General features: G+C 70.1%; 16 protein-coding genes. 11 read left to right on the forward strand and 5 right to left on the reverse strand.

Annotated elements, in window-relative coordinates; all coding sequences use genetic code 11:
- Positions 1-30: 30 nt before the first annotated feature.
- The 4 genes from AMS65_RS01470 to AMS65_RS01485 all read left to right on the forward strand — a co-directional run bounded on the left by AMS65_RS01470 (position 31) and on the right by AMS65_RS01485 (position 5,212).
- Positions 31-1,596, forward strand: coding sequence for an ABC transporter substrate-binding protein (locus AMS65_RS01470; RefSeq protein ID WP_053382398.1), 1,566 nt, complete (start codon positions 31-33; stop codon positions 1,594-1,596).
- Positions 1,597-1,698: 102 nt separating this feature from the next.
- On the forward strand, positions 1,699-2,712 hold the full coding sequence (locus tag AMS65_RS01475; protein WP_053382399.1) for an ABC transporter permease: 1,014 nt from the start codon (positions 1,699-1,701) through the stop codon (positions 2,710-2,712).
- A complete protein-coding gene (locus AMS65_RS01480) occupies positions 2,709-3,578 on the forward strand; it encodes an ABC transporter permease (protein ID WP_075200783.1) in 870 nt (289 codons plus the stop codon). The genes AMS65_RS01475 and AMS65_RS01480 overlap by 4 nt, the downstream gene beginning before the upstream one ends.
- A gap of 2 nt (positions 3,579-3,580) precedes the next feature.
- Positions 3,581-5,212, forward strand: a complete 1,632-nt coding sequence (locus AMS65_RS01485) for an ATP-binding cassette domain-containing protein (protein WP_053382401.1) — start codon at positions 3,581-3,583, stop codon at positions 5,210-5,212.
- 15 nt (positions 5,213-5,227) lie between these two features.
- Here the strand turns inward: AMS65_RS01485 and AMS65_RS01490 are convergent, their stop codons facing one another.
- On the reverse strand, positions 5,228-6,325 hold the full coding sequence (locus tag AMS65_RS01490; protein WP_053382402.1) for a PucR family transcriptional regulator: 1,098 nt from the start codon (positions 6,323-6,325) through the stop codon (positions 5,228-5,230).
- A gap of 45 nt (positions 6,326-6,370) precedes the next feature.
- A complete protein-coding gene (locus AMS65_RS01495) occupies positions 6,371-6,934 on the reverse strand; it encodes a TetR/AcrR family transcriptional regulator (protein WP_053382403.1) in 564 nt (187 codons plus the stop codon).
- A 152-nt stretch (positions 6,935-7,086) separates the two neighbouring features.
- Between AMS65_RS01495 and AMS65_RS01500 the strand changes: the two genes are divergently transcribed.
- From AMS65_RS01500 to AMS65_RS01515, 4 genes are all read left to right on the forward strand, one after another.
- Positions 7,087-8,682: a 4-hydroxyphenylacetate 3-hydroxylase N-terminal domain-containing protein gene (locus tag AMS65_RS01500; protein ID WP_053382404.1), complete on the forward strand. Its 1,596-nt coding sequence runs from the start codon at positions 7,087-7,089 to the stop codon at positions 8,680-8,682.
- The gene (locus tag AMS65_RS01505; RefSeq protein ID WP_053382405.1) at positions 8,663-9,181 is read left to right on the forward strand and encodes a flavin reductase family protein; all 519 of its coding nucleotides are present in this window, start codon (positions 8,663-8,665) and stop codon (positions 9,179-9,181) included. The genes AMS65_RS01500 and AMS65_RS01505 overlap by 20 nt, the downstream gene beginning before the upstream one ends.
- Before the next feature lie 71 nt (positions 9,182-9,252).
- A complete protein-coding gene (locus AMS65_RS01510; RefSeq protein WP_053382406.1) occupies positions 9,253-9,816 on the forward strand; it encodes a helix-turn-helix domain-containing protein in 564 nt (187 codons plus the stop codon).
- A gap of 63 nt (positions 9,817-9,879) precedes the next feature.
- Positions 9,880-12,096 carry a cytochrome P450 gene (locus tag AMS65_RS01515; RefSeq protein WP_053382407.1) on the forward strand — a complete coding sequence of 739 codons (2,217 nt, stop codon included), beginning with the start codon at positions 9,880-9,882 and terminating at the stop codon, positions 12,094-12,096.
- Here AMS65_RS01515 and AMS65_RS01520 read toward each other — a convergent pair.
- From AMS65_RS01520 to AMS65_RS01530, 3 genes are read right to left on the reverse strand one after another with little or no spacing between them, the layout of a single operon-like run.
- The gene (locus AMS65_RS01520; RefSeq protein WP_053382408.1) at positions 12,083-13,108 is read right to left on the reverse strand and encodes a hypothetical protein; all 1,026 of its coding nucleotides are present in this window, start codon (positions 13,106-13,108) and stop codon (positions 12,083-12,085) included. The genes AMS65_RS01515 and AMS65_RS01520 overlap by 14 nt on opposite strands.
- A 29-nt stretch (positions 13,109-13,137) precedes the next feature.
- Entirely contained in the window at positions 13,138-14,025 is an 888-nt protein-coding gene (gene purU / locus AMS65_RS01525; protein ID WP_206541957.1) for a formyltetrahydrofolate deformylase, read from the reverse strand.
- Complete coding sequence (locus AMS65_RS01530; protein ID WP_053382409.1) at positions 14,022-15,146, reverse strand: aminomethyltransferase family protein; 1,125 nt, start codon at positions 15,144-15,146, stop codon at positions 14,022-14,024. Before AMS65_RS01530 ends, purU begins: the two co-directional genes overlap by 4 nt.
- 206 nt (positions 15,147-15,352) lie before the next feature.
- Here AMS65_RS01530 and AMS65_RS01535 point away from each other — a divergent pair, with 206 nt between their 5' ends.
- The 3 genes from AMS65_RS01535 to AMS65_RS01545 all read left to right on the forward strand — a co-directional run bounded on the left by AMS65_RS01535 (position 15,353) and on the right by AMS65_RS01545 (position 19,039).
- Positions 15,353-16,567, forward strand: a complete 1,215-nt coding sequence (locus AMS65_RS01535) for a multidrug effflux MFS transporter (protein ID WP_053382410.1) — start codon at positions 15,353-15,355, stop codon at positions 16,565-16,567.
- Positions 16,568-16,812: 245 nt separating this feature from the next.
- Complete coding sequence (locus AMS65_RS01540) at positions 16,813-17,667, forward strand: alpha/beta hydrolase (protein ID WP_053382411.1); 855 nt, start codon at positions 16,813-16,815, stop codon at positions 17,665-17,667.
- Between the two features lie 61 nt (positions 17,668-17,728).
- Entirely contained in the window at positions 17,729-19,039 is a 1,311-nt protein-coding gene (locus AMS65_RS01545) for an LLM class flavin-dependent oxidoreductase (protein ID WP_053382412.1), read from the forward strand.
- The last annotated feature ends 38 nt before the right edge of the window (positions 19,040-19,077 follow it).

Consider the following 19,077-nt stretch of genomic DNA (forward strand, 5'->3'; position numbering starts at 1 on the left):
CAGTTCGCAGACAAGGAAGTTCCCAGAACTATGACGAAGAACAACATCTTCCAGGAGATCCGCAACGCGGAGATGAAGCGCCGAGCCTTCCTCGGCCTGGTCGGCGCCGGGGGCGCGCTCACGCTCGCCGGCTGCGCCGCGGGCGGCACGAGCCCGTCGACGCAGGGCGGCGGTGCGGGCAAGACCGGCGGGCTCTTCCGCATCGGCACCGAGGGCGGCGACGCGGCCTCGCCCCTCGACCCGCACAAGTCGTTCGGCGATCGCATGAACTCGTTCATCTGCACCTCCTTCTACGAGCAGATCAACATCGTCGGCAACTCCGGCGCCATCGAGAACGTACTGGCCAAGGAGCTCACCTCGGACGCCGCGGGCCTCGTCTGGACGCTCGTGCTCAAGGAGGGCGTGGAGTTCCACAACGGCAAGACGCTCGACACCGACGACGTGATCTTCTCGATCGACCGCATCCTCGACCCCGAGCTCGGCGCGACCGCCTTCAGCCAGTTCAACGCGATCAAGGACATGCGGGCGGTCGACAAGAGCACCCTCGAGATCACCCTCAAGGCGCCGCAGAGCTGGTTCGACCTCAACATCGCCGACGGCGGCATCATGGGCCTCGTCCCGGCCGACTTCGACCTCGAGAACCCCGTCTCGACCGGCCCCTTCAAGCTGGTCAGCTACGACAAGAACGGCCTCGCGCAGTTCGAGCGCTTCGACAACTACCACGGCGAGGTCGCCAAGTTCGACGAGCTCGAGATCCACGGCATCGTCGACGACGACACCCGCATCAACGCGCTGCTCTCGGGCCAGCTCGACGCGGCGAAGATCCCGCCGATCCAGGCCGCCCGCGTGGAGGCCGGCAACGGCTATCTCGCGACGAACGCGCCCTCGAGCTACATCCAGCCGATGACCATGAAGCTCGACGGCGACGGCCCCTTCGCCTCGCACGACGCCCGGCAGGCCATGCGCTACGCGATCAACCGCCAGCAGGTGCTCGACGCGGTCTACGGCGGCCGCGGTCGCCTCGCCTCCGACCTCTACGGCGCGTCGGATCCGAACCTCGCCGATCTCGAGCGCTCGCAGGATCTCGCCAAGGCCAAGGACCTCGCCGAGAAGGCGGGGCTCACCTCGGCCGGCACCATCCCCATCACGGTGACCGCCAGCTACGAGGCGCTCGCCAAGGTCATGGCGGAGAACGCCAAGGAGATCGGCGTCGACCTGCGGGTGGACGTGCTCGAGCCGGGCGCCTACTGGGAGGGCGCCATGTGGGACTTCAGCGCCGAGGCGTTCCCCCTCACCCACGTGCTGCCGATGGCCGCGCTCGTCGACGGCCCGGAGCCCGGCTTCAACATGACCGGCTTCTCGGATCCCGAGTTCGACGAGTACTTCACGAAGGCCTCGGAGGCCACGGACGAGGCGGAGCACGCCGCGGCCGTGGAGAAGCTGCAGGAGATCCAGTTCGAGCGCGGCGGCTACATCGTGCCGGTCTACATCAACACGGTGTACGGCCACTCCGACAAGGTCGTCGGCATGATCGAGGAGGACGCCTCGGGTCTCGGCATCAACCGCTCGCTCAACACGCTCTCGTTCTCGGCCTGAGCAGCGGCGGCAACCGGTCGGTAACCGAATGACGATGCGCGCCCCGGGGGCGCAGGCCTCCGGCGCGCATCGTCGGTTCCTCGTAGTGGAAGGAAGCGAACCATGTCGACAGAGGTGATCACCCTGTCCCGCGGCAGCAGCGAGGGCGGCCTGAGGGAGTTCTCGAAGCGATACCGGTGGATCGGCGTCAGGCTGCTCATCAGCCTGCTCATCCTGTTCATCGTCTCGCTGCTCATCTTCCTCGTGACCATCGTGCTGCCGGGCGACGCCGCCGCGGTGGTGCTCGGCGCGGACGCGCGTCCCGGCCAGGTCGAGGTGCTGCGCGAGCAGATGGGCCTGAACCTGCCGCTCTGGCAGCAGTACGCGAACTGGATCGGCGGCGTGCTCACGGGCAACCCCGGCACCTCGCTCACGTCGGGCGAGCCGATCGGCCCGGTCATCGCCTTCCGCGCGGCCAACACCTTCACGCTGATGATCCTGGCGGCGGCCATCGGCCTGCCGATCGCCTTCATCATGGGCGTGCTCGCCGCGGTCAAGCCCAAGGGCTTCATGGACGGCTTCGTGAACATCATCTCGGTGGTCATCGCGAGTCTGCCCGAGTTCGTCATCGGCATCTTCCTGGTGCTGCTCCTCTCGCTCGGCCTCTTCCACGTGCTGCCGGCGACGTCGCCGATCGCGCCGGGCGCCGGGCCGTTCGCGGATCCGATCCTGCTCGTGCTCCCCGTGCTCACGCTCGTGATCGCCCTGCTGCCGTACACCTCCCGCCAGATGCGCGCCTCGATGCTCGAGGTGCTCGACTCCGAGTACGTGCTCATGGCCGAGGTCAAGGGGCTGCCGCGCCGCCTCGTCATCTTCCGCCACGCGCTCCGCAACGCGATCATCCCGGGCATCCAGGCGATCTCGCTGTCGCTCGCGTACCTGCTCGGCGGCACCGTCATCATCGAGTACCTCTTCAACTACCCCGGCCTCGGCTCGGCGCTCACGCAGGCGGTGGGACGCCGCGACATCCCGAGCATTCAGGCGATCGTGCTGATCTTCTCGGCCGGCATCATCCTGTTCAACCTGCTCGCCGACATCTTCACGGTGGTCGCCACTCCGAAACTGAGGACGAAATGACAACGGTACAGATGGCAGTCGCGGCGAGCCGCCGCAAGGGCGGTCCGTCGATCCTGAGGCGAGCCGTGCGCGACACCCGCATCCTCATCGGCGCGCTGCTGGTGCTCGTCGTCGTCGCGGTCGCGTTCATCGGCCCCCTCGTCGCTCCGCACGGCTACGGCACCTACGTCGCCACGCCCTTCAGCCCGCCCGGTCCCGGCATCCCGCTCGGCACCGACGTCTCGGGGTACGACGTGCTCTCGCGCGTGCTCCACGGCGGGCGCACCGTGGTGGTGATGTCGGTGCTCGCGGCGGCGCTCGGCATGTGCATCGGCGTGCCGCTCGGCCTGCTCGCGGCCTACAAGCGCGGCTGGTTCGACGAGATCCTCATGCGCGCGACCGACGTCATGATGTCGTTCCCGCACATCGTGTTCACGCTGCTCATCGTCACCATCTTCGGCCACCCGCTGTGGCTGCTGGTCGTGGTCGTCGCGATCGGCCACAGCCCCCAGATCATCAGGGTGACCCGCGCGGTCGCCCTCGAGGTCACCGAGCGCGAGTTCGTCGAGTTCTCGGAGGCGCTCGGCGCCTCGACCTGGCGAGTGGTGCGCACGCAGGTGCTGCCGAACATCGTCCCCACCCTCGCCGTCGAGTTCGGCCTGCGCGTCGTCTGGTCGGTCGCGACGCTCGCGAGCATCAGCGTGCTGGGCTTCGGCGTCTCGGCGCCCATGGCCGACTGGGGTCTCATGGTCAACGAGAACAAGTCGTACCTCGGCATGCAGCCCTGGGGCGCCGTGGTGCCGCTGCTGCTGATCGCGGCGTTCGCGATCGGCACCAACCTCATCACCGACGGCTTCAGCCGCCTGATCGGAAGGAAGCGGGCCTGATCATGGGCAACGAACTCCAGGTAGAGGTCGAGGACCTCGTCATCGAGCTCGACGGCAACGGGCGCAGGATCGTCGACACCATCGGCTTCTCCATCCGCGCGGGCGAGATCCTCGGCGTGGTCGGCGAGAGCGGCTCGGGCAAGACCACCTCGGCGATGGCGCTGCTGGGATTCGCCCGGCACGGCGCCAGCATCGTCGGCGGCCGCATCGTGGTCGCCGGGCAGAACGTGCGCGAGCTCGATCCCGAGTCGTTGCGGCAGCTGCGCGGCCGCACGGTGGCCTACGTGCCGCAGGATCCGCGGGCGGCGCTGAACCCCGCCCTCAAGATCGGCAAGCAGATCGAGGAAGTGCTCGAGACCTCGGGAGATCCGCAGTTCGAGGATGCCGCGACGCGCGCCGAGTACGTGAGGTTCGCGCTCGAGGACGTGGGGCTGCCGAGCGACAAGCGCTTCCTGCAGCGGTTCCCGCATCAGCTCTCGGGCGGGCAGCTGCAGCGCGTCGGCATCGCGATGGCCGTCGTGGCGAAGCCCCCGGTCGTGATCCTCGACGAGCCCACGACCGGTCTCGACGTGAAGACGCAGACCCGGGTGCTCGAGCTCGTGCGCGGGCTCTGCAGCGAGCACGGCATCGCCGGCCTGTACGTGACGCACGACCTCGCGGTCGTCGCCGACATCGCCGACCGGGTGATCGTGATGAACACGGGCGAGATCGTGGAGTCGGGCTCGGTGAAGCAGGTGCTCAGCGAGCCGCGGCACGAGTACACGCGCCGGCTGCTCGCCGCCGCGCCCGATGCGGCGAACGAGACGACGTGGCGCGACGAGCTCGGTGGGCCCGCGGCGGATCGCGGCGGCCCGGAGCGCGCGGGCGAGGTGCTGCGGGGCGAGGGGCTCGAACTGCGCTACCGCTCGGTCGCCGTCGGCCACGACATCGACTTCGAGGTGCGGCCGGGCGAGTGCGTGGCGGTCGTCGGCGAATCGGGATCGGGCAAGACCACCCTCTCCCGCGCGCTCATCGGCCTGCACCCCAACTACTCCGGACGCATCAGCTGGGGCGATGAGACGCTCAAGCCGAAGGCCCGCAGGCGCAGCAAGCGGAACGTGCGCGAGCTGCAGTACATCTTCCAGAGCCCGTTCAACTCGCTCAACCCGAAGAGCACGATCGGGCAGTCGCTCGACTTCGCCTACTCGACCGTGCGCTCGGGGGCGGCGTCCGCGCGCCGGGCCGCCGCAGAGGCGGCGCTCGACCTCGTCGGGCTGCGGCACTCGGTGCTCGAGCAGATGCCGAACGAGCTGTCGGGCGGCGAACGGCAGCGCGTCGCGATCGCCCGCGTGCTCGTCGTCGACCCGAAGCTGCTCATCTGCGACGAGATCACCTCCGCGCTCGACGTGATCGTGCAGAAGCAGGTCGTCGAGGTGCTGCTGCGGCTGCAGAGCGAGAAGGACCTCTCGATGCTCTTCGTGACGCACAACCTCGCGCTCGTGAAGCAGATCGCCGACCGGGTCATCGTGATGGAGTCGGGCCGGATCGTGGAGAGCGGGCCGACCGAGCGCATCATGAACGATCCGGAGCACCCCTACACGCGCGAGCTGCTCGAGAACACGCTCTCGATCTCGACGGCGCTCGCAGCGCGCTGAGCCCGAGGGCCGGGCTCAGCGCCGATTCGGCTGCGTGAACCCGGCCTCGTGCAGCTGCATGGCGATCGTGAGGTTGACGAGGTTCCTCGTCGACTCGAGGTCGCCGCCCAGGATCTCGGAGATCTGGTTGAGGCGGTAGCGGATCGTGTTGCGGTGCATGAAGAACGCCTCGGCCACGCGCACGACCTTGCGGTCGTACTGGAGGTAGGCGCGAAGCGTGTGCAGGTAGTCGGTGCCGTAGCGCGTGTCGTACTCGATGAGCGGAGCGAGCAGGTGCTTCGAGGCCGAGATGACGCTGCCCGGCACGTTGTTCTGCGCGAGCAGCGCCGAGAGGTCGAGGGTGCCGCTCCGCTGGATGCCCGGGCCGTTGGACGATGCGGCGAGCGCCTCGAAGTAGGCAGCGCGCACGCCGTCGATGGAGGCGAGCGCGCTGACGCCGACCGTGGCGGGCGCGCCGAGCTCCTCGAGGCACTCGAGCAGGGTCACCGCGATCTCCTCGGCGAGATCGGCGTCGGGGATGACCATCACCATCGCGCCCTTGTAGGCCGAGCGCAGGAACGCGGAGCGGAGCTTGCCGGCGAGGGCGTAGGTCTCCCACGGGATGTTCGAGAGATTGTCCGCGGGGGAGCGGCACACGCCGACGAGCACCTTGACCTCGTCGTCGGACTCGAGCCCCAGCAGCTGGAGCCGCACGCGGATCTCGGCGGGGGAGGAGCGCTCGGTGACGATGTCGTCGAGCACGTCGCGGAACAGTGCGCGCTCGCCCTCGGCCTTCGCGCCGAGGCGCCGCAGGTCCATCGTGATGAGCTGGGCCGCGGCGGCGAGATCCGAGCGCCGTTCGCCCGGCGCCTCGGCCGCGAAGAAGCCCATGATGGTGCCGACGTCGTCTTTCAGAGGGATGACGTGCAGACCGTCCAGCGGATCCTCCTTGGCCCCCGCGGCCAGCACGTCCTCGTAGTTCCAGCCGAGGTCGGCGGGCCGCGACTCGATGAGCGTCCCTCCCATGGCGAAGACCGCGCTGCGCAGGCCGAGCTGCGTCGCGAGCGTGCTCAGCACCCCGCGCACGCCGGAGTAGGCGGCGGCGCGGATGAGGCGTTCGAGCAGTTCGTCCATATATCGATAGTACAGCTGTTTACTTAAATAACCGGCTTGTGTGGTTCAGTCGAGTTCGAGGAGCTTCTCGATGGCCGGCCGGATCTCCTCGGCGGTGACCGTGTCTCCGCCGAGGATCACCTGGGTGAGTGCGCCTTCCAGGAGGAGCCCGATCGCTCGGGCGGCCGAGCGGGGGCAGTAGTCCTCGATGAGCCGCACCATCGTCCAGTCGGCGACCTCGCTGCGCAGCGCCTTGCGGGAGAAGGTGCTCACGTAGACGCCGTACCCCTCGAACAGCGACTCGCGCCAGTCCGTCGTGATCTCCTCGAGCATCGCGGCGATCCCGCCCGCCACGCCGAGTTCGGGGATCAGCCGCTCGAGCGTCTCGCGGAAGTGGGCATCGCTGGTCTCGCGCAGCGAGTGGATGGTGGAGACGAGCAGGTCGTCCTTGTCCGAGAAGTAGTACGTCGTCGAGCCGAGGGGCACGCCGGCCTCGGCGGCCACCGAGCGGAAGGTGACCGCGTCGATGCCGTGGCTGCCGATGATGCGCGCGGTGGCCTCGATGATGCGCTGCTGCCGCAGGGGGTCGTTCTTGGATCCCTTGCGCGTGGATCGGGTGGGCTCGCTCACCCGATCAGCCTATGCCAGAGGGCTCGCGGGTCGCGGACGTTCGGGGTCTTGCGGAGGCGACGGAGGTGGCGCTAGCCTAAAGTGTGTACAAACGTACGCAAATATTCGAAGCGCTCCGGATCCCCGGGGCGGAAGCAGGAAGGACGATCGCCATGCGCGACGGTTCGAACGAAGAAGTTGCCGGACCCGCCTCTCGCGTGCAGACCGGAGAGGAGTTCCTGGAGAGCCTGCGCGACGGCCGCGAGGTGTGGATCTACGGCGAGCGCGTCGACGACGTCACCACCCACCCGGCCTTCCGCAACTCCGCGAGGTCGCTCGCGGACCTCTACGACAGGATGCACGCGCCCGAGAGCTTCGACGTGATGAACGTACCCACCGACACGGGGAGCGGAGGGACCACCCACCCCTTCTTCAAGGTGGCGCGCAGCGGCGAGGATCTGCGGCGGGGCCGCGACGCGATCTCCTGCTGGCAGGAGCGGGTGTTCGGCTGGATGGGCCGCACTCCCGACTACAAGGCCGCGCTGATCACCACGCTGGGCGAGAACCCCGACTACTTCGGCGAGTACGCCGGCAACGCGCGCGCCTGGTACGGCCGGGTGCAGGATCGCGTGCTGCACATCGGGCACGCGATCGTCAACCCGCCGGTCGACCGCTCGCTGCCGGTGTCCGAGTCGAAGGACGTCTTCGTGCACGTCGATCGCGAGACGGACAACGGGCTGATCGTGAGCGGGGCCAAGGTGGTCGCGACCGGCTCCCCGACGACGCAGTACGTCTACGTGTCGAAGAGCGGCGGGGCGCCGGTGACGGAGCGGTCGATGGCCCTCACCTTCATCGCCCCGGTCTCCGGCACGGGCATCAGCATGATCAGCCGCGCCTCGTACGAGAGCGTCGCCGCGCGGGCGGCGAGCCCCTTCGACTACCCGCTGAGCTCCCGCCTCGACGAGAACGACGCGATCCTCGTGTTCGACGAGGCGCTGATCCCCTGGGAGAACGTGCTGATCTACGACACCGAGCGCATCAACGAGTTCGACGAGGTCTCGGGGTGGACGTCGAGAGCGATCTTCCAGGCCGCCACCCGCTTCGGGGTCAAGCTCGACTTCTTCATCGGCGCGCTCTCCAAGGCCCTCGAGATCACCGGGGCTGGAGGCTTCCGCGGCGTGCAGGCCGGTCTCGGGGAGGTCATCGCCTACCGCCACGCCGTGAACGGCATCCGGGACGGGATGATCGAGCACGCCCGGCCGGGATGGAGTCCCGACTCGCTGGCCCCCGCGGCGGGCTACGGCTTCGCGTATGCCGCGATGGCGCCCGCCATGTATCGCAGGATCCGCGAGATCATCGAGACCGTCGTGGCCTCGGGGCTCATCTACCTCAACTCGAACGCCGTGGACTTCGAGACGCCCGAGCTGCGCCCGTACCTCGACCGCTACCTGCGCGGCACCGGCGGCAGGACGGCGCTCGACCGCTCCAAGATCATGAAGCTGCTCTGGGACGCGGTCGGCTCGGAGTTCGGCGCCCGTCACGAGCTCTACGAGTTGAACTACTTCGGACAGCCGGAGATCAACCACCTCACGCTGAACGAGCTGGCGAAGCACGACGGCACGCTGGATCACGCCCGACACCTCGTCGAGACCTGCCTCGACGAGTACGACCTGCGCGGGTGGACGGGCGGACGATTCGTCACACCCGACGACGTCAACTTCATCGCGCAGCGGTCGGGAGGGGCGCGTCGTGACCGAGCACGCGCATGAGGCGTCCGGGGAGCGGACCCTGGAGCTCTTCCGCAGCACATTCCGCCGGCACGCGGGTGGGGTCGTCGTGCTGACCGCCAACGACGCCGCGGGCGAGCCGGTGGGTTTCACCGCGACCTCGCTGGCCTCGCTGTCCGCGGTGCCCGCGCGCGCGACCTTCAACGTGATCAAGCGATCCCACGGCTACCGAGCGGTCGCCGTCGGCAACAGCGTCGCCGTGAACTTCCTCGGCGCCGAGTCCTCCGAGCTCGGAGCCCTGTTCGCCGGCCCGTTCGAGCACCGCTTCGTCGGCGATCACTGGCACTTCGAGGACGGACTGCCGGTCGTCGACGCCGCGGTCGTGCGACTGATCACCGAGGTCGTCGAGGTGTACGACCAGGGGCGCAACGCGATCGTGGTGGTCGAGATCAAGGACGGGCGGATCTGCCGGGAGCAGGCGCCGCTGCTGTACCACGACCGCCGCTTCGGCACGGTCGCGCCGCTCGCGGGGCCCGCCTGACGCGGTGCCGCATGGCAGAGTAGGTGGAGCGGGGCGTGCGGCCCCGCTCCACCGATCCTGTCAGGAGTGAGATGAGTCACCTGGTCGATGCGATCGCCGCGAACCTGAGAAGACTGCGGGAGCAGAGCGGCTTCTCGCTCTCCCGCCTCGCCTCCCTCTCCGGTGTCGGCAAGACCACGCTCTCGCAAATCGAGCTCGGCAACGGCAACCCCACGATCGGCACGCTCGAGGCGCTGGCCGGGGTGCTCGGCGTCGATGCCGCGGAGCTGCTCGCGCCGGCCGGGCCCGCCTCCCGGCTCATGGTCGTGCGGAGGGGCGAGGGGACCGGGGTCGGCAGCGGGGGTGCGGGGGGCAATCTCGTGCACGCCCGTGGAGCGGGCTCGCTGACGCTCGAGTTCCATCGGCTCGAGCTCGAGCCCGGTGCGCGCGACGCGTCCGCCAGTCACGGCTCGGGGGCGCACGAGCACGTCTGCGTCGCGCGCGGGCGGATCGGAGTGGCGGTCGACGGTCGGGAGGAGGTGCTCGAGGCCGGCGACTACGCCTCGTTCCCCTCCGACCGGGTGCACGTGTGGCGCAACGCCGGGGAGGAGCCGGCCGAGTTCTGGGTGGCGGTCACGCTGCCGCGGCACGAGTAGGCCTTCCGGTTCGTTCGGTTTAATGATACCTTCGTATCAATCAAGCGATACGAAGGAGTTTCCGTGCCCGCACCGTCGTTTCTCGCCGACATCACTCTCGAGCAGCTCGAGGACGACCCCTATCCGATCTACGCCCGCCTGCGGGCGGAGGCGCCGGTCGCCTGGATCCCGGCCGCGGGCGTCTGGTTCATCACGGGCTTCGACGACTGCGCGGCGCTCGGCTCGGGGGAGCAGGGCACGACCGGCGCCACCTCCCATCCCACGCTCCAGCGCGTCTTCGGCGCTCCCAACGTGCTCACCTCGAGCGGCGAGGAGCACGACGAGATCCGTCGCGGCGTCGATCCCCGGCTGCAGCCCCGCCCAGTGCTCGACATGGTCGACGAGGTGCTGCGTCCCATCGCCAGGGGGTACGCGCAGCGGCTGCGGAGTGCGACCGGCGCCGAGCTGATGAGCGAGTACTTCGAGCCCGTGAGCGTGGAGTCCCTACGTCACGTGATGGGCCTCGCCGATCTCATCGACACCGCGACGCTGCGGCGATGGTTCCACGATCTGAACGGCGGTATCGCCAACTTCGGGCTCGACCCGGAAGCCTTCGCGGTCGCTGATCGAGCCACCCGCGAGATCGAGGCGGTCGTGCGCCCCCGCCTCGCCGAGCTGGCCGAGCATCCGGACGACTCGATGCTCTCCCATATGCTGTGGGCCGGCCGCGAGGCGGGCGACCCGCGCCCGGTCGAGATGCTGCTGCCCTCGCTCAAGGTGATCCTGCTCGGGGGGATGCAGGAGCCCGGTCACGCGGCCGGGAGCACGCTGCTCGGGCTCTTCGAGCACCCCGAGCAGCTCGAGATGCTGCGCGCCGATCCCGCCGCCCGCATCCCCCAGGCCGTGTACGAGGGCATGCGCTGGATCGCGCCCATCGGAGCGGTGGAGCGCCAGACCACGCACGAGATCGCGCTGCACGGTGTCACGATCCCGGCGGACTCCATCGTGCAGATCGTGCTGGCCTCGGCCAACCGCGACGAGTCCCGCTTCCCCGACCCTGATCGCTTCATGATGGAGCGGGGCGAACGCGGCCACCAGGCCTTCGGCAACGGCGAGCACTTCTGTGCCGGGCACTTCTTCGCGAGGCAGGTGCAGCACGTCATGTTCGAAGAGCTGTTCCGCGCGGTGCCCGACATCGAGTTCGACCGCTCGCGGCCGCTCTCGGTGACGGGCTGGGTCTTCAGGGCGCCGAAGATCCTCCACGCGAAGTGGTCTCCGCGCGATCCGGAGCCCGAGCCGACGCCGACCCCGCTCGCCGAGCCGCTCGCGGCACCTGCCGCACCCGCGACCCCCGCGGTGCCCGACGGCCCGACACTGCTCGACGTGGTGGTCACGGGCATGCGCGTTGAGGCGCGGAACGTGCTCTCCCTCGAGCTGAGCCCCGCAGACGGCGTCGAGCTGCCGGGGTGGCGGCCGGGCGATCACATCGAGCTGCACGGCGGGGACGGCGTCTTCCGCCAGTACTCGCTGTGCGGCGATCCGTCCGACCGCTCGGCCTATCGCGTCGCCGTGCTGCGCGAGGAGGCGGGACGCGGTTTCTCTCGGGACCTCCATGACACGGTGCGCCCGGGCGACGCCGTGCGCATCAGCGAGCCGCTGAGCCACTTCGCGCTCGCGCTCGACTCCCCGGTCGTGTTCGTCGCCGGCGGTATCGGCGTCACCCCGATCCTGCCCATGGGACGGGAAGCGCTGGCCGCGGGCCGGCTCGCGGGACTGCACTACTGCGGGCGCTCGGCGCCGGCCATGGCGTTCCGCGCCGAGATCGCGGCGCTGGACGGCGAACTCCACGTGTCCGACGAGGGGAGCCGCGCCGAGCTGCGCGGCATCGTGGAGTCAGCGCGCAGGATCGGCGCCCGGGTCTACGCCTGCGGCCCCCAGGCCATGCTCGACCGGCTGCTCGGACTGGGTCGCGAACTCGACGTCGAGATCGTGGTCGAGCACTTCACCGGCGTCGATGCGCACCGGGAGGGCGACCGGGAGTTCACCCTCGTGCTCGCGCGCAGCGGCCGCGCGGTGCCCGTGCGGGCCGACGGCACCGCGCTCGAGGCCGTGGAGGTGCTCGGCGCGGGCACCCGCTCCTCGTGCCGGGAGGGCAACTGCGGCTCGTGCGAGGTGCGGGTGCTCTCGGGCCGCGTCGAGCACCGGGACCTGCTGCTCACCGAGGCTCAGCGCGCGGCGAACGACCGCATGATGCTGTGCGTCTCCCGCGCCGTCGACGACGAGGTCGTCATCGACCTGTGACGGGTGCCGGGTAGCCGATCGCGGGCATCTCGGAGTGACGCACCCAGCCGGGTTCCGCGGCGACCACGTCCTCGAGGCGGTTGGCGACCTGGGCAGTCACCTGGTAATGCCCCTTGGAGAACTCGGTCCGCATGCGCATCGACGGCACGCCCTCGATCTCCCAGGTCTCGCCGCTCGCGTGCTGCTCGGGGTTCAGCCGGCCCGTCACGGTGAACTCGAGCAGGGGCTCGCCGGCGGCGACCGGCTCGCGACGGATGGTGTCGCGCACCCCGATGATCTCGCCGATGGCGATGTCCCGGCCGAGGGCGCTCGACGGCACCGGGCGCTCCGCGACGATCTGCTCGCTCGTCACGGTGCGTGGGGCATCGGGCAGGCCGAGGTGCTCGGCGAGGGCGTCGAGGGCCGGCAGGCCGAACGGGGGCCGCGGGTCGTCCTCCCGCCACGTGACCGTGGCGCTCTCGCCGCTCCCCGGATCGCCGATGCCGAGAGAGGCCATGAGCTCCGGCCCGGCCGCCTCCGGATTCCACGTCGACTCCCACCGGATCGCGTCGACGCGGTGCGCGGCGCCCGCGAGCTGAGCGCCGAGGCCGATCCAGAACGCATCCTCGTGTCCGCCGCCGAAGATCGAGACGCCGTGCTCCCTCGCGAGGGCGTCGAGCCGCGCCGCCTCGCCGGGAGACGTGCGCCAGGGATGCAGCGCCTCCTCGGCGATCGTGATGACGTTGAGGCCAGCGCGCACGCACCGCTCGATGAAGGGGGCGTGATCCGCGAGGTAGCTGTTGGTGGTGAGGACCGCGATGTTCGCGCCCGAGTCCCGCAGCACCGCGTCCGCGTCGTCGGAGACGATCACGCCGGTGTCGCGATCGAGGCCGATCACCTCGCCGAGGTCCCGGCCGACCTTCTGCGGGCTCCGGGCGATCGCGCCGACGACCGGCACGCCCCGCTCCAGGAGGAGCGCGGCGACCTCGCCGCCCATCGCCCCCACGCCGTAGATCACTGCTCTGATTGCCATGTTCTGCTCCTTCGCAGGTGGTGTTCGGTTCAGTCGAAGACGACCGTGCGGTGCCCGGTCAGCATGACGCGGTCCTCCGCGTGGAGGCGCACCGCGCGGGTGAGCACCCGTCGCTCGACGTCGCGCCCGGTGCGCACGAGGTCGTCCTCCAGCTGGCGGTGCGACACCCGCACGACGTTCTGCTCGATGATCGGCCCCTCGTCCAGGTCGCCCGTGACGTAGTGCGCGGTGGCCCCGATGAGCTTCACCCCTCGGTCGTAGGCCTGGTGGTAGGGCTTCGCGCCCTTGAACCCCGGCAGGAACGAGTGGTGGATGTTGATGATGCGGCCTGGGTAGCGGGCGCAGAAGTCGTCGCTGAGGATCTGCATGTAGCGGGCCAGCACGATGAAGTCGGCGCCGGTCTCGGAGACGATGTCGTGGAGGCGCTCCTCCTGCCGCGCCTTCGTCTCGGCGGTGATCGGCAGCAGATGGAAGGGGATCCCGTGCGGCTCCACCAGCGGCCGCAGCGCGTCGTGGTTGCCGACGACGGCGACGATCTCGACGGGGAGATCGCCCGAGCGCCAGTGGTAGAGCAGATCCCACAGGCAGTGATCCGCCTTGCTGACCATGATCACGACGCGGCGCAGCCGATCCCTGCGGCGCAGGGAGAGCACCGGATCGAAGCGGGCGAGCTCGGAGCGGAGGTCCGCGTCGAAGCGCGCCTCGCCGTCGGCCGGCACGTCGATCTCCATGCGCAGGGTGAACGTGCCGCTGCGCTCGTGCGCGTACTGCGCGCTGTCGGTGATGTTCGCGCCGTGGGCGAAGACCGTCTGCGACACCGCGGCGACGATGCCGGGCTCGTCGGTGCAGCGCAGCGTCAGCACGTGCGGGACCTGCGCCGCCGCCGCACCGATCCCGGCGCCCGTCGTCGCGCTCACGAGCGCACCTTCAGGCGCTGTGGGTCGTAGACCGGCGTCGCGACGACCCGCGCCGCAGCCTCGCCGTCCGGGGTGCGCACGGTCAGGGAGGTCCCCTTGGCCGCGTGCCCCTTCGCGACGCGGGCGAGCGCGAGGGTCTCGCCGCCGAGCTCGGGGGAGGGGACCGCCATCGTCACGTGCCCGACCTCTGCCCCGTCGTGCAGGATCACCGCGCCCTCCAGTTCGTCGGGCGCGGACTCGATCACGAGCGAGGCGATGGTGCGGCGGGCCTGCTCCTTGAGCGCCACGAGCGCCTCGCGGCCGTGGAAGTGCTGCTTCTCGAGGTCGACCGCCCAGCCCATGCGGCACTCGAACGGCGTGGTGTCCTCGTCGTACTCGAGTCCGCCCATGACCATGCCGGCCTCGACGCGCACGATCATGAGCGCGCCGCCGCCGCAGCCGATCGCGCCGAACTCGGCGCCGGCCTCGGCGACCGCGTCCCAGAGCTCGATGGCGCGCTCGATCGGCACCATGACCTCGTACCCGAGCTCCGCGGTGAAGCCCATGCGGTTGATGTGCGCGGGGATGCCGGCCAGGTCGATGCCGGTCTGGAACGTGTAGTAGGGGAAGGCCTCATTGCTCAGGTCGGTGCTCGTGAGCTTCTGCAGCGTCTCCCGGCTGCGCGGGCCCTGCACCGAGAGGGTGGCGAGGGTGTCGCGCAGCTCGGTGAGCGAGGTCTCCGGGGTGAGATGGGTGCGGATCACGTCCTCGACCTCCCAGTTGCCGCCCGTGAGGCGCACGTGATCGTCGCCGTAGACGAGCACGGTGCAGTCGTCCATCATGCGGCCGTCCTCGGTGACGACGACGCCGTAGGCGATGCTGCCCGGCTCCAGCTTCGTGACGTCCCGGCTGAAGACCGCGTTCAACACATCGATCGCGCCCGGCCCCGTGATCTCCCATTTGGGGAGCATGGAGAAGTCGATCATGCCGACGCCCGTGCGGAACGCGCGGTACTCCGCGTCCGTGCCGGTGATGCGCTCGGGCGTCGCCTGGCCGGCGACGTCGATCCACTCCTCCTCGGTGAGGTCGGCGGGGACCCGCGCGGTGAACGGGCTGGGCTTCAGGTGACTCGGCGTGGGCATGGCGGCTCCGGTTCTGCTGGTGCGCTGGTTCGTAAAAGACGCTGAATGTGTCTTTAAGTCTCACATTTTCCGAGTGTGCGGCGAGCACAAAGTTGGCGGCTCCGTCTGTCGCGGGGACCGGAAAAGGGGGCCGGGCTGGTGGACGACTCCCGGTGTTTCATATAGTAATCATCTGTAGTTATGAAATGTACGAATGGAGGGCCGGCATGTCGCTCCGGATCCGCGAGCCGCGGGTGACCCCGCTGCTCATCGCCGTGCTCGGCCTCCTCTCCATGGGCGGCGCGTTCGCCATGGACACCTATCTCCCGGCGCTGCCCGACGTCGGCCGCGACCTCGCGGCTCCGCCGGCCCTCGTGCAGATGACGCTCACCGCGTTCCTCATCGGACAGGCGCTCGGGCAGTTCGTGCTCGGGCCCATGTCCGATCGCTGGGGCCGCTGGTGGCCGCTGCTCATCGGCAGCGGCGTCTTCCTCGCGGCCGGCCTCGGGGCCGTGTTCGCCGACGGCATCTGGATCCTCATCGCGTGCCGCTTCGTGCAGGGAGTCGGGTCCGCCGCCGGGCCGGTCATCGGTCGCGCGGTGGTCGCCGACCTCGCGTCGGGCGTTCAGGCGGCCCGCCTCTTCGGCGTGCTCATGATGCTGTTCGGTCTCGCGCCCGTGATCGCCCCGGTGCTGGGCGGTCCGCTTGCGGAGTGGGGCGGGTGGCGCGCCACGATGTGGGGAGTGGTGGTGGTCAGCGCCGTCGCCCTGCTCAGCGTGCTCCTCGTCCCCGAGAGCCTGCCGGCGGAGCGCCGCAGGGTCGTGCACCTCGGCACGGTCGCCCGCGACTTCCTCGAACTCGCGCGCAACCGCCCCTTCTTCCTCCACTCGCTGCTCATCACCTCGAGCTTCGGGGTCGTCACGGCCTGGCTCGCGACCTCCTCGTTCGTGCTGCAGGGCCACTTCGGGCTCTCTCCCACCGCGTACTCGCTCGCCTTCGCGATGAACTCCGCGGGGTTCCTGCTCGCGGGCCTGCTCAACACCCTGCTGCTGCGCCGCTTCCGCCCGGAGAGCATCCTGCGGTCGTCGGTGATCGCGCTCGGGATCGGTGCCGGCTCCCTCCTCGTGCTCCTCGCCGTCGGGTTCCTGCCGCTCTGGCTGCTGCTCGTGCTGGTGACGGCGACCTTCGCCTCGGTCGCGCCGCTGATGGCGAACGCCACCGCGCTCGGGATCGGCGCGGTGGAGCGGAATCGCGCGGGCGGCGCCTCGGCCCTGATGGGCGCCATGGAGACGCTCATCCCCGCCGCCTTCGTGCCGGTGCTGGGTCTGTTCGGATCCGGCCCGGGCCCGCTCGTCGTCGCCTTCGCCATCAGCGCCTCGGCCTGCGTGGGCCTGCACGTCGCGCTGCGGGCGGGATCGGGGCGCGAGGCGCCGAGCCGCTGACAGCTCGGGCTCGGGGGCTCGGGGCTCGGGGGGCGCGGCCGGGGTGCGCGGATCGTGCCGAGCTCCCGGATGCGACCGTGCCCGGATACGACCGTGCCCGGATGTGACCGTGCCCGGGTTCGACTGTGCGCGCTGCACCGGGTGCGCGACCGGATTGGTTACTTTGTGACAATGACCGGATGTTACTGTGAACGCGAACGGGTCCCGTCGACGGGGCCCGCGAGGCGTCACAGAGAGGTGCAGGCATGAGCGGACCGTCCTTCTCCGCGGTCTCGATCCCGGACATCGCGTACCGAGAGATCGACGGCGCGCGACTGCATCTCGACCTCCACCGCCCCGAGACCTCGGAGCCCGCACCGGTCGTGGTCTACTTCCACGGCGGCGCCTGGGAGGTCGGAGAACGGACGGATCTGCTCAAGACCCGGATGCTGCCGCTCGTGCGGCGGGGGATCGCCGTCGCCTCGGTCGAGTACCGGCTCACGGGCGCCGCCGCCTTCCCGGCGCAACTGCTCGACGCGCGGGCCGCGGTCGCGTGGCTGCGGGGGCGGGGCGGGGAGTTCGGCCTGCTCACCGAGAGGATCGGGGCCTGGGGGTCATCGGCCGGGGGGCACCTCGCCGCGCTCCTCGGACTGGAGTCCCCGCTCGCCGCGGACGGCGGCCCCGGCGCGGTTCCGCACGCACCGCTCGTCTCCGCGGTCGCCGCCTGGAACGCGCCGCTCGATCTCGACGCCCGCTGCTCCCGCAGCTGGCTCGAGGAAGCGGAGGATCCCGCCGCGCGGGGATCCGAGGCCGCGCTGCTCGGCGCACCCGCCTACGACCCCTGCAATCCCCGGCATCGCGCCGCCAACCCGATCGCACTCGTGACGGCGGCCGCCGCGCCCATGCAGTTCGTCACGGGGGACCGCGACCGGATGGTGGATCCGGCCGAGTCGTTCCGCATGCACGACGCGCTGGTGCGGGAGCGGGTCGAGTCCGCCGTCGCGGTCGTCGGCGGCGCCGGGCACGAGGATCTCGCGCTGGACGAGGCTCCGACGATCGACTTCACCGCCGCCTTCTTCAGACGCCACCTCCTAGGGGAGCGCGAGCGGGGCGGCGCATGATCCCCGGCCCGCCGACCGCGGGCGCATTCCAGGTACGACCACAGCAGTTAAGGAGCCCCGCATGAGTGCAACCGAGTTCTTCGTCCTGTTCGACGGCGCGTACCCGAGGGTGCCGCACGCCTCCAGCCGCAAGTCGAACTTCATCGACCTGCCCAACACGCACTACGACGACGTCGACGGGCAGTACGCGCTCGAGTACCAGCTCTCGATGCTCAAGCTGGTCGAGGAGCTCGGCTACGACGGCGCGCTGCTGAGCGAGCAGCACAACGGCCCGATCGGCCTCTTCGGCAACCCCATGCTCGCGGGAGCCTGGCTCGCGGGTCAGACCAGCCGCATCAAGATCGGGATCACCGGCCCGATCCTCAACGCCTACCAGACCCCGGTGCGCCTCGCCGAGGAGATCGCGGCCCTCGACATCATGTCGCGCGGCAGGCTCATCATCGGCCTGCCGGTGGGCCACGGCATGCAGTACCACTCGATGGGCGTGGTCAACGTCGCCACCGCCCGCGCGCGCTACCGAGAGGCGCACGACCTGCTGGTGGCGGCGCTCACGCGCGAGGGTCCGTTCGAGTGGAACGGCGAGTTCTTCCAGGTGCCCTACGTGAACCTCTGGCCCCGGCCGCTGCAGAAGCCGCACCCGCAGATCATGCTGGTGGGCGGCGGATCGCTCGAGACGCTCGACCTGATCGCGAAGCACGGCTACGGCTACAACCCCATCGGGGTGACGGGCATCGCCGACACGCAGAAGATCAACGGCAGGCTCGCGGAGCTGTGCCGCGGCTACGGCTACGAGCCGCAGCGCTCGCAGTTCTGGGCCGGGCTTAACGTGCACGTCGCCGAGACCGACAAGCAGGCCCGGCTCGAGGTCGAGGCGCACGAGCTGTGGGTCAACCAGAACTTCTTCCCCTCGCCCCTGCACGACAGCTTCCCGCCCGGCTACCTGAGCGAGGGCGCGATCCGGGGCCTGCACGGCGGCGCCAGCTACCGCAGCAAGCCGATCTCCGAGATCGGCTACGACGACATGATCGAGCGCGGCTCGCTCATCGCGGGCTCTCCTGAGACCGTGACGGCGAAGCTGCAGGAGTACCTCGAAGCCACCGGTGTGGGCCGCCTCATGTTCGGCTCGAACAACGGCTCCAAGCCCAAGTGGCTGGCGGTCAAGTCGCTCACCCTGCTCGCCGAGGAGGTGCTGCCCAAGCTGCGGGGCGGAGCCGGTCCGATCGAGCCAGAGCTGCTCGGCTACGGCTCGAACGCCGAGTACGGCGCGATGCGCAACCGTTCGACCCCGCCCCCGACCGCGCTGCTCGACGGCCGCATGGTCGACGTCGACACCGCGCACATCGAGGAGCTCCGGGCGCCCTCCGGGGAGTGACCGGACGGGCGCGAGAAGCACAGAGGACAGGGCACAGA

The sequence above is a fragment of the Leucobacter celer subsp. astrifaciens genome (assembly GCF_001273835.1).
GTDB lineage: Bacteria > Actinomycetota > Actinomycetes > Actinomycetales > Microbacteriaceae > Leucobacter > Leucobacter celer.

What these genes read in the sequence shown, in the direction of transcription:
- AMS65_RS01470 (WP_053382398.1), top strand. Translation starts at nt 31, where the DNA reads ATGACGAAGAACAACATCTTCCAGGAGATCCGCAACGCGGAGATGAAG.
- AMS65_RS01475 (WP_053382399.1), top strand. Translation starts at nt 1,699, where the DNA reads ATGTCGACAGAGGTGATCACCCTGTCCCGCGGCAGCAGCGAGGGCGGC.
- AMS65_RS01480 (WP_075200783.1), top strand. Translation starts at nt 2,709, where the DNA reads ATGACAACGGTACAGATGGCAGTCGCGGCGAGCCGCCGCAAGGGCGGT.
- AMS65_RS01485 (WP_053382401.1), top strand. Translation starts at nt 3,581, where the DNA reads ATGGGCAACGAACTCCAGGTAGAGGTCGAGGACCTCGTCATCGAGCTC.
- AMS65_RS01490 (WP_053382402.1), bottom strand. Translation starts at nt 6,325, where the DNA reads ATGGACGAACTGCTCGAACGCCTCATCCGCGCCGCCGCCTACTCCGGC.
- AMS65_RS01500 (WP_053382404.1), top strand. Translation starts at nt 7,087, where the DNA reads ATGCGCGACGGTTCGAACGAAGAAGTTGCCGGACCCGCCTCTCGCGTG.
- AMS65_RS01510 (WP_053382406.1), top strand. Translation starts at nt 9,253, where the DNA reads ATGAGTCACCTGGTCGATGCGATCGCCGCGAACCTGAGAAGACTGCGG.
- AMS65_RS01520 (WP_053382408.1), bottom strand. Translation starts at nt 13,108, where the DNA reads ATGGCAATCAGAGCAGTGATCTACGGCGTGGGGGCGATGGGCGGCGAG.
- AMS65_RS01530 (WP_053382409.1), bottom strand. Translation starts at nt 15,146, where the DNA reads ATGCCCACGCCGAGTCACCTGAAGCCCAGCCCGTTCACCGCGCGGGTC.
- AMS65_RS01535 (WP_053382410.1), top strand. Translation starts at nt 15,353, where the DNA reads ATGTCGCTCCGGATCCGCGAGCCGCGGGTGACCCCGCTGCTCATCGCC.
- AMS65_RS01540 (WP_053382411.1), top strand. Translation starts at nt 16,813, where the DNA reads ATGAGCGGACCGTCCTTCTCCGCGGTCTCGATCCCGGACATCGCGTAC.
- AMS65_RS01545 (WP_053382412.1), top strand. Translation starts at nt 17,729, where the DNA reads ATGAGTGCAACCGAGTTCTTCGTCCTGTTCGACGGCGCGTACCCGAGG.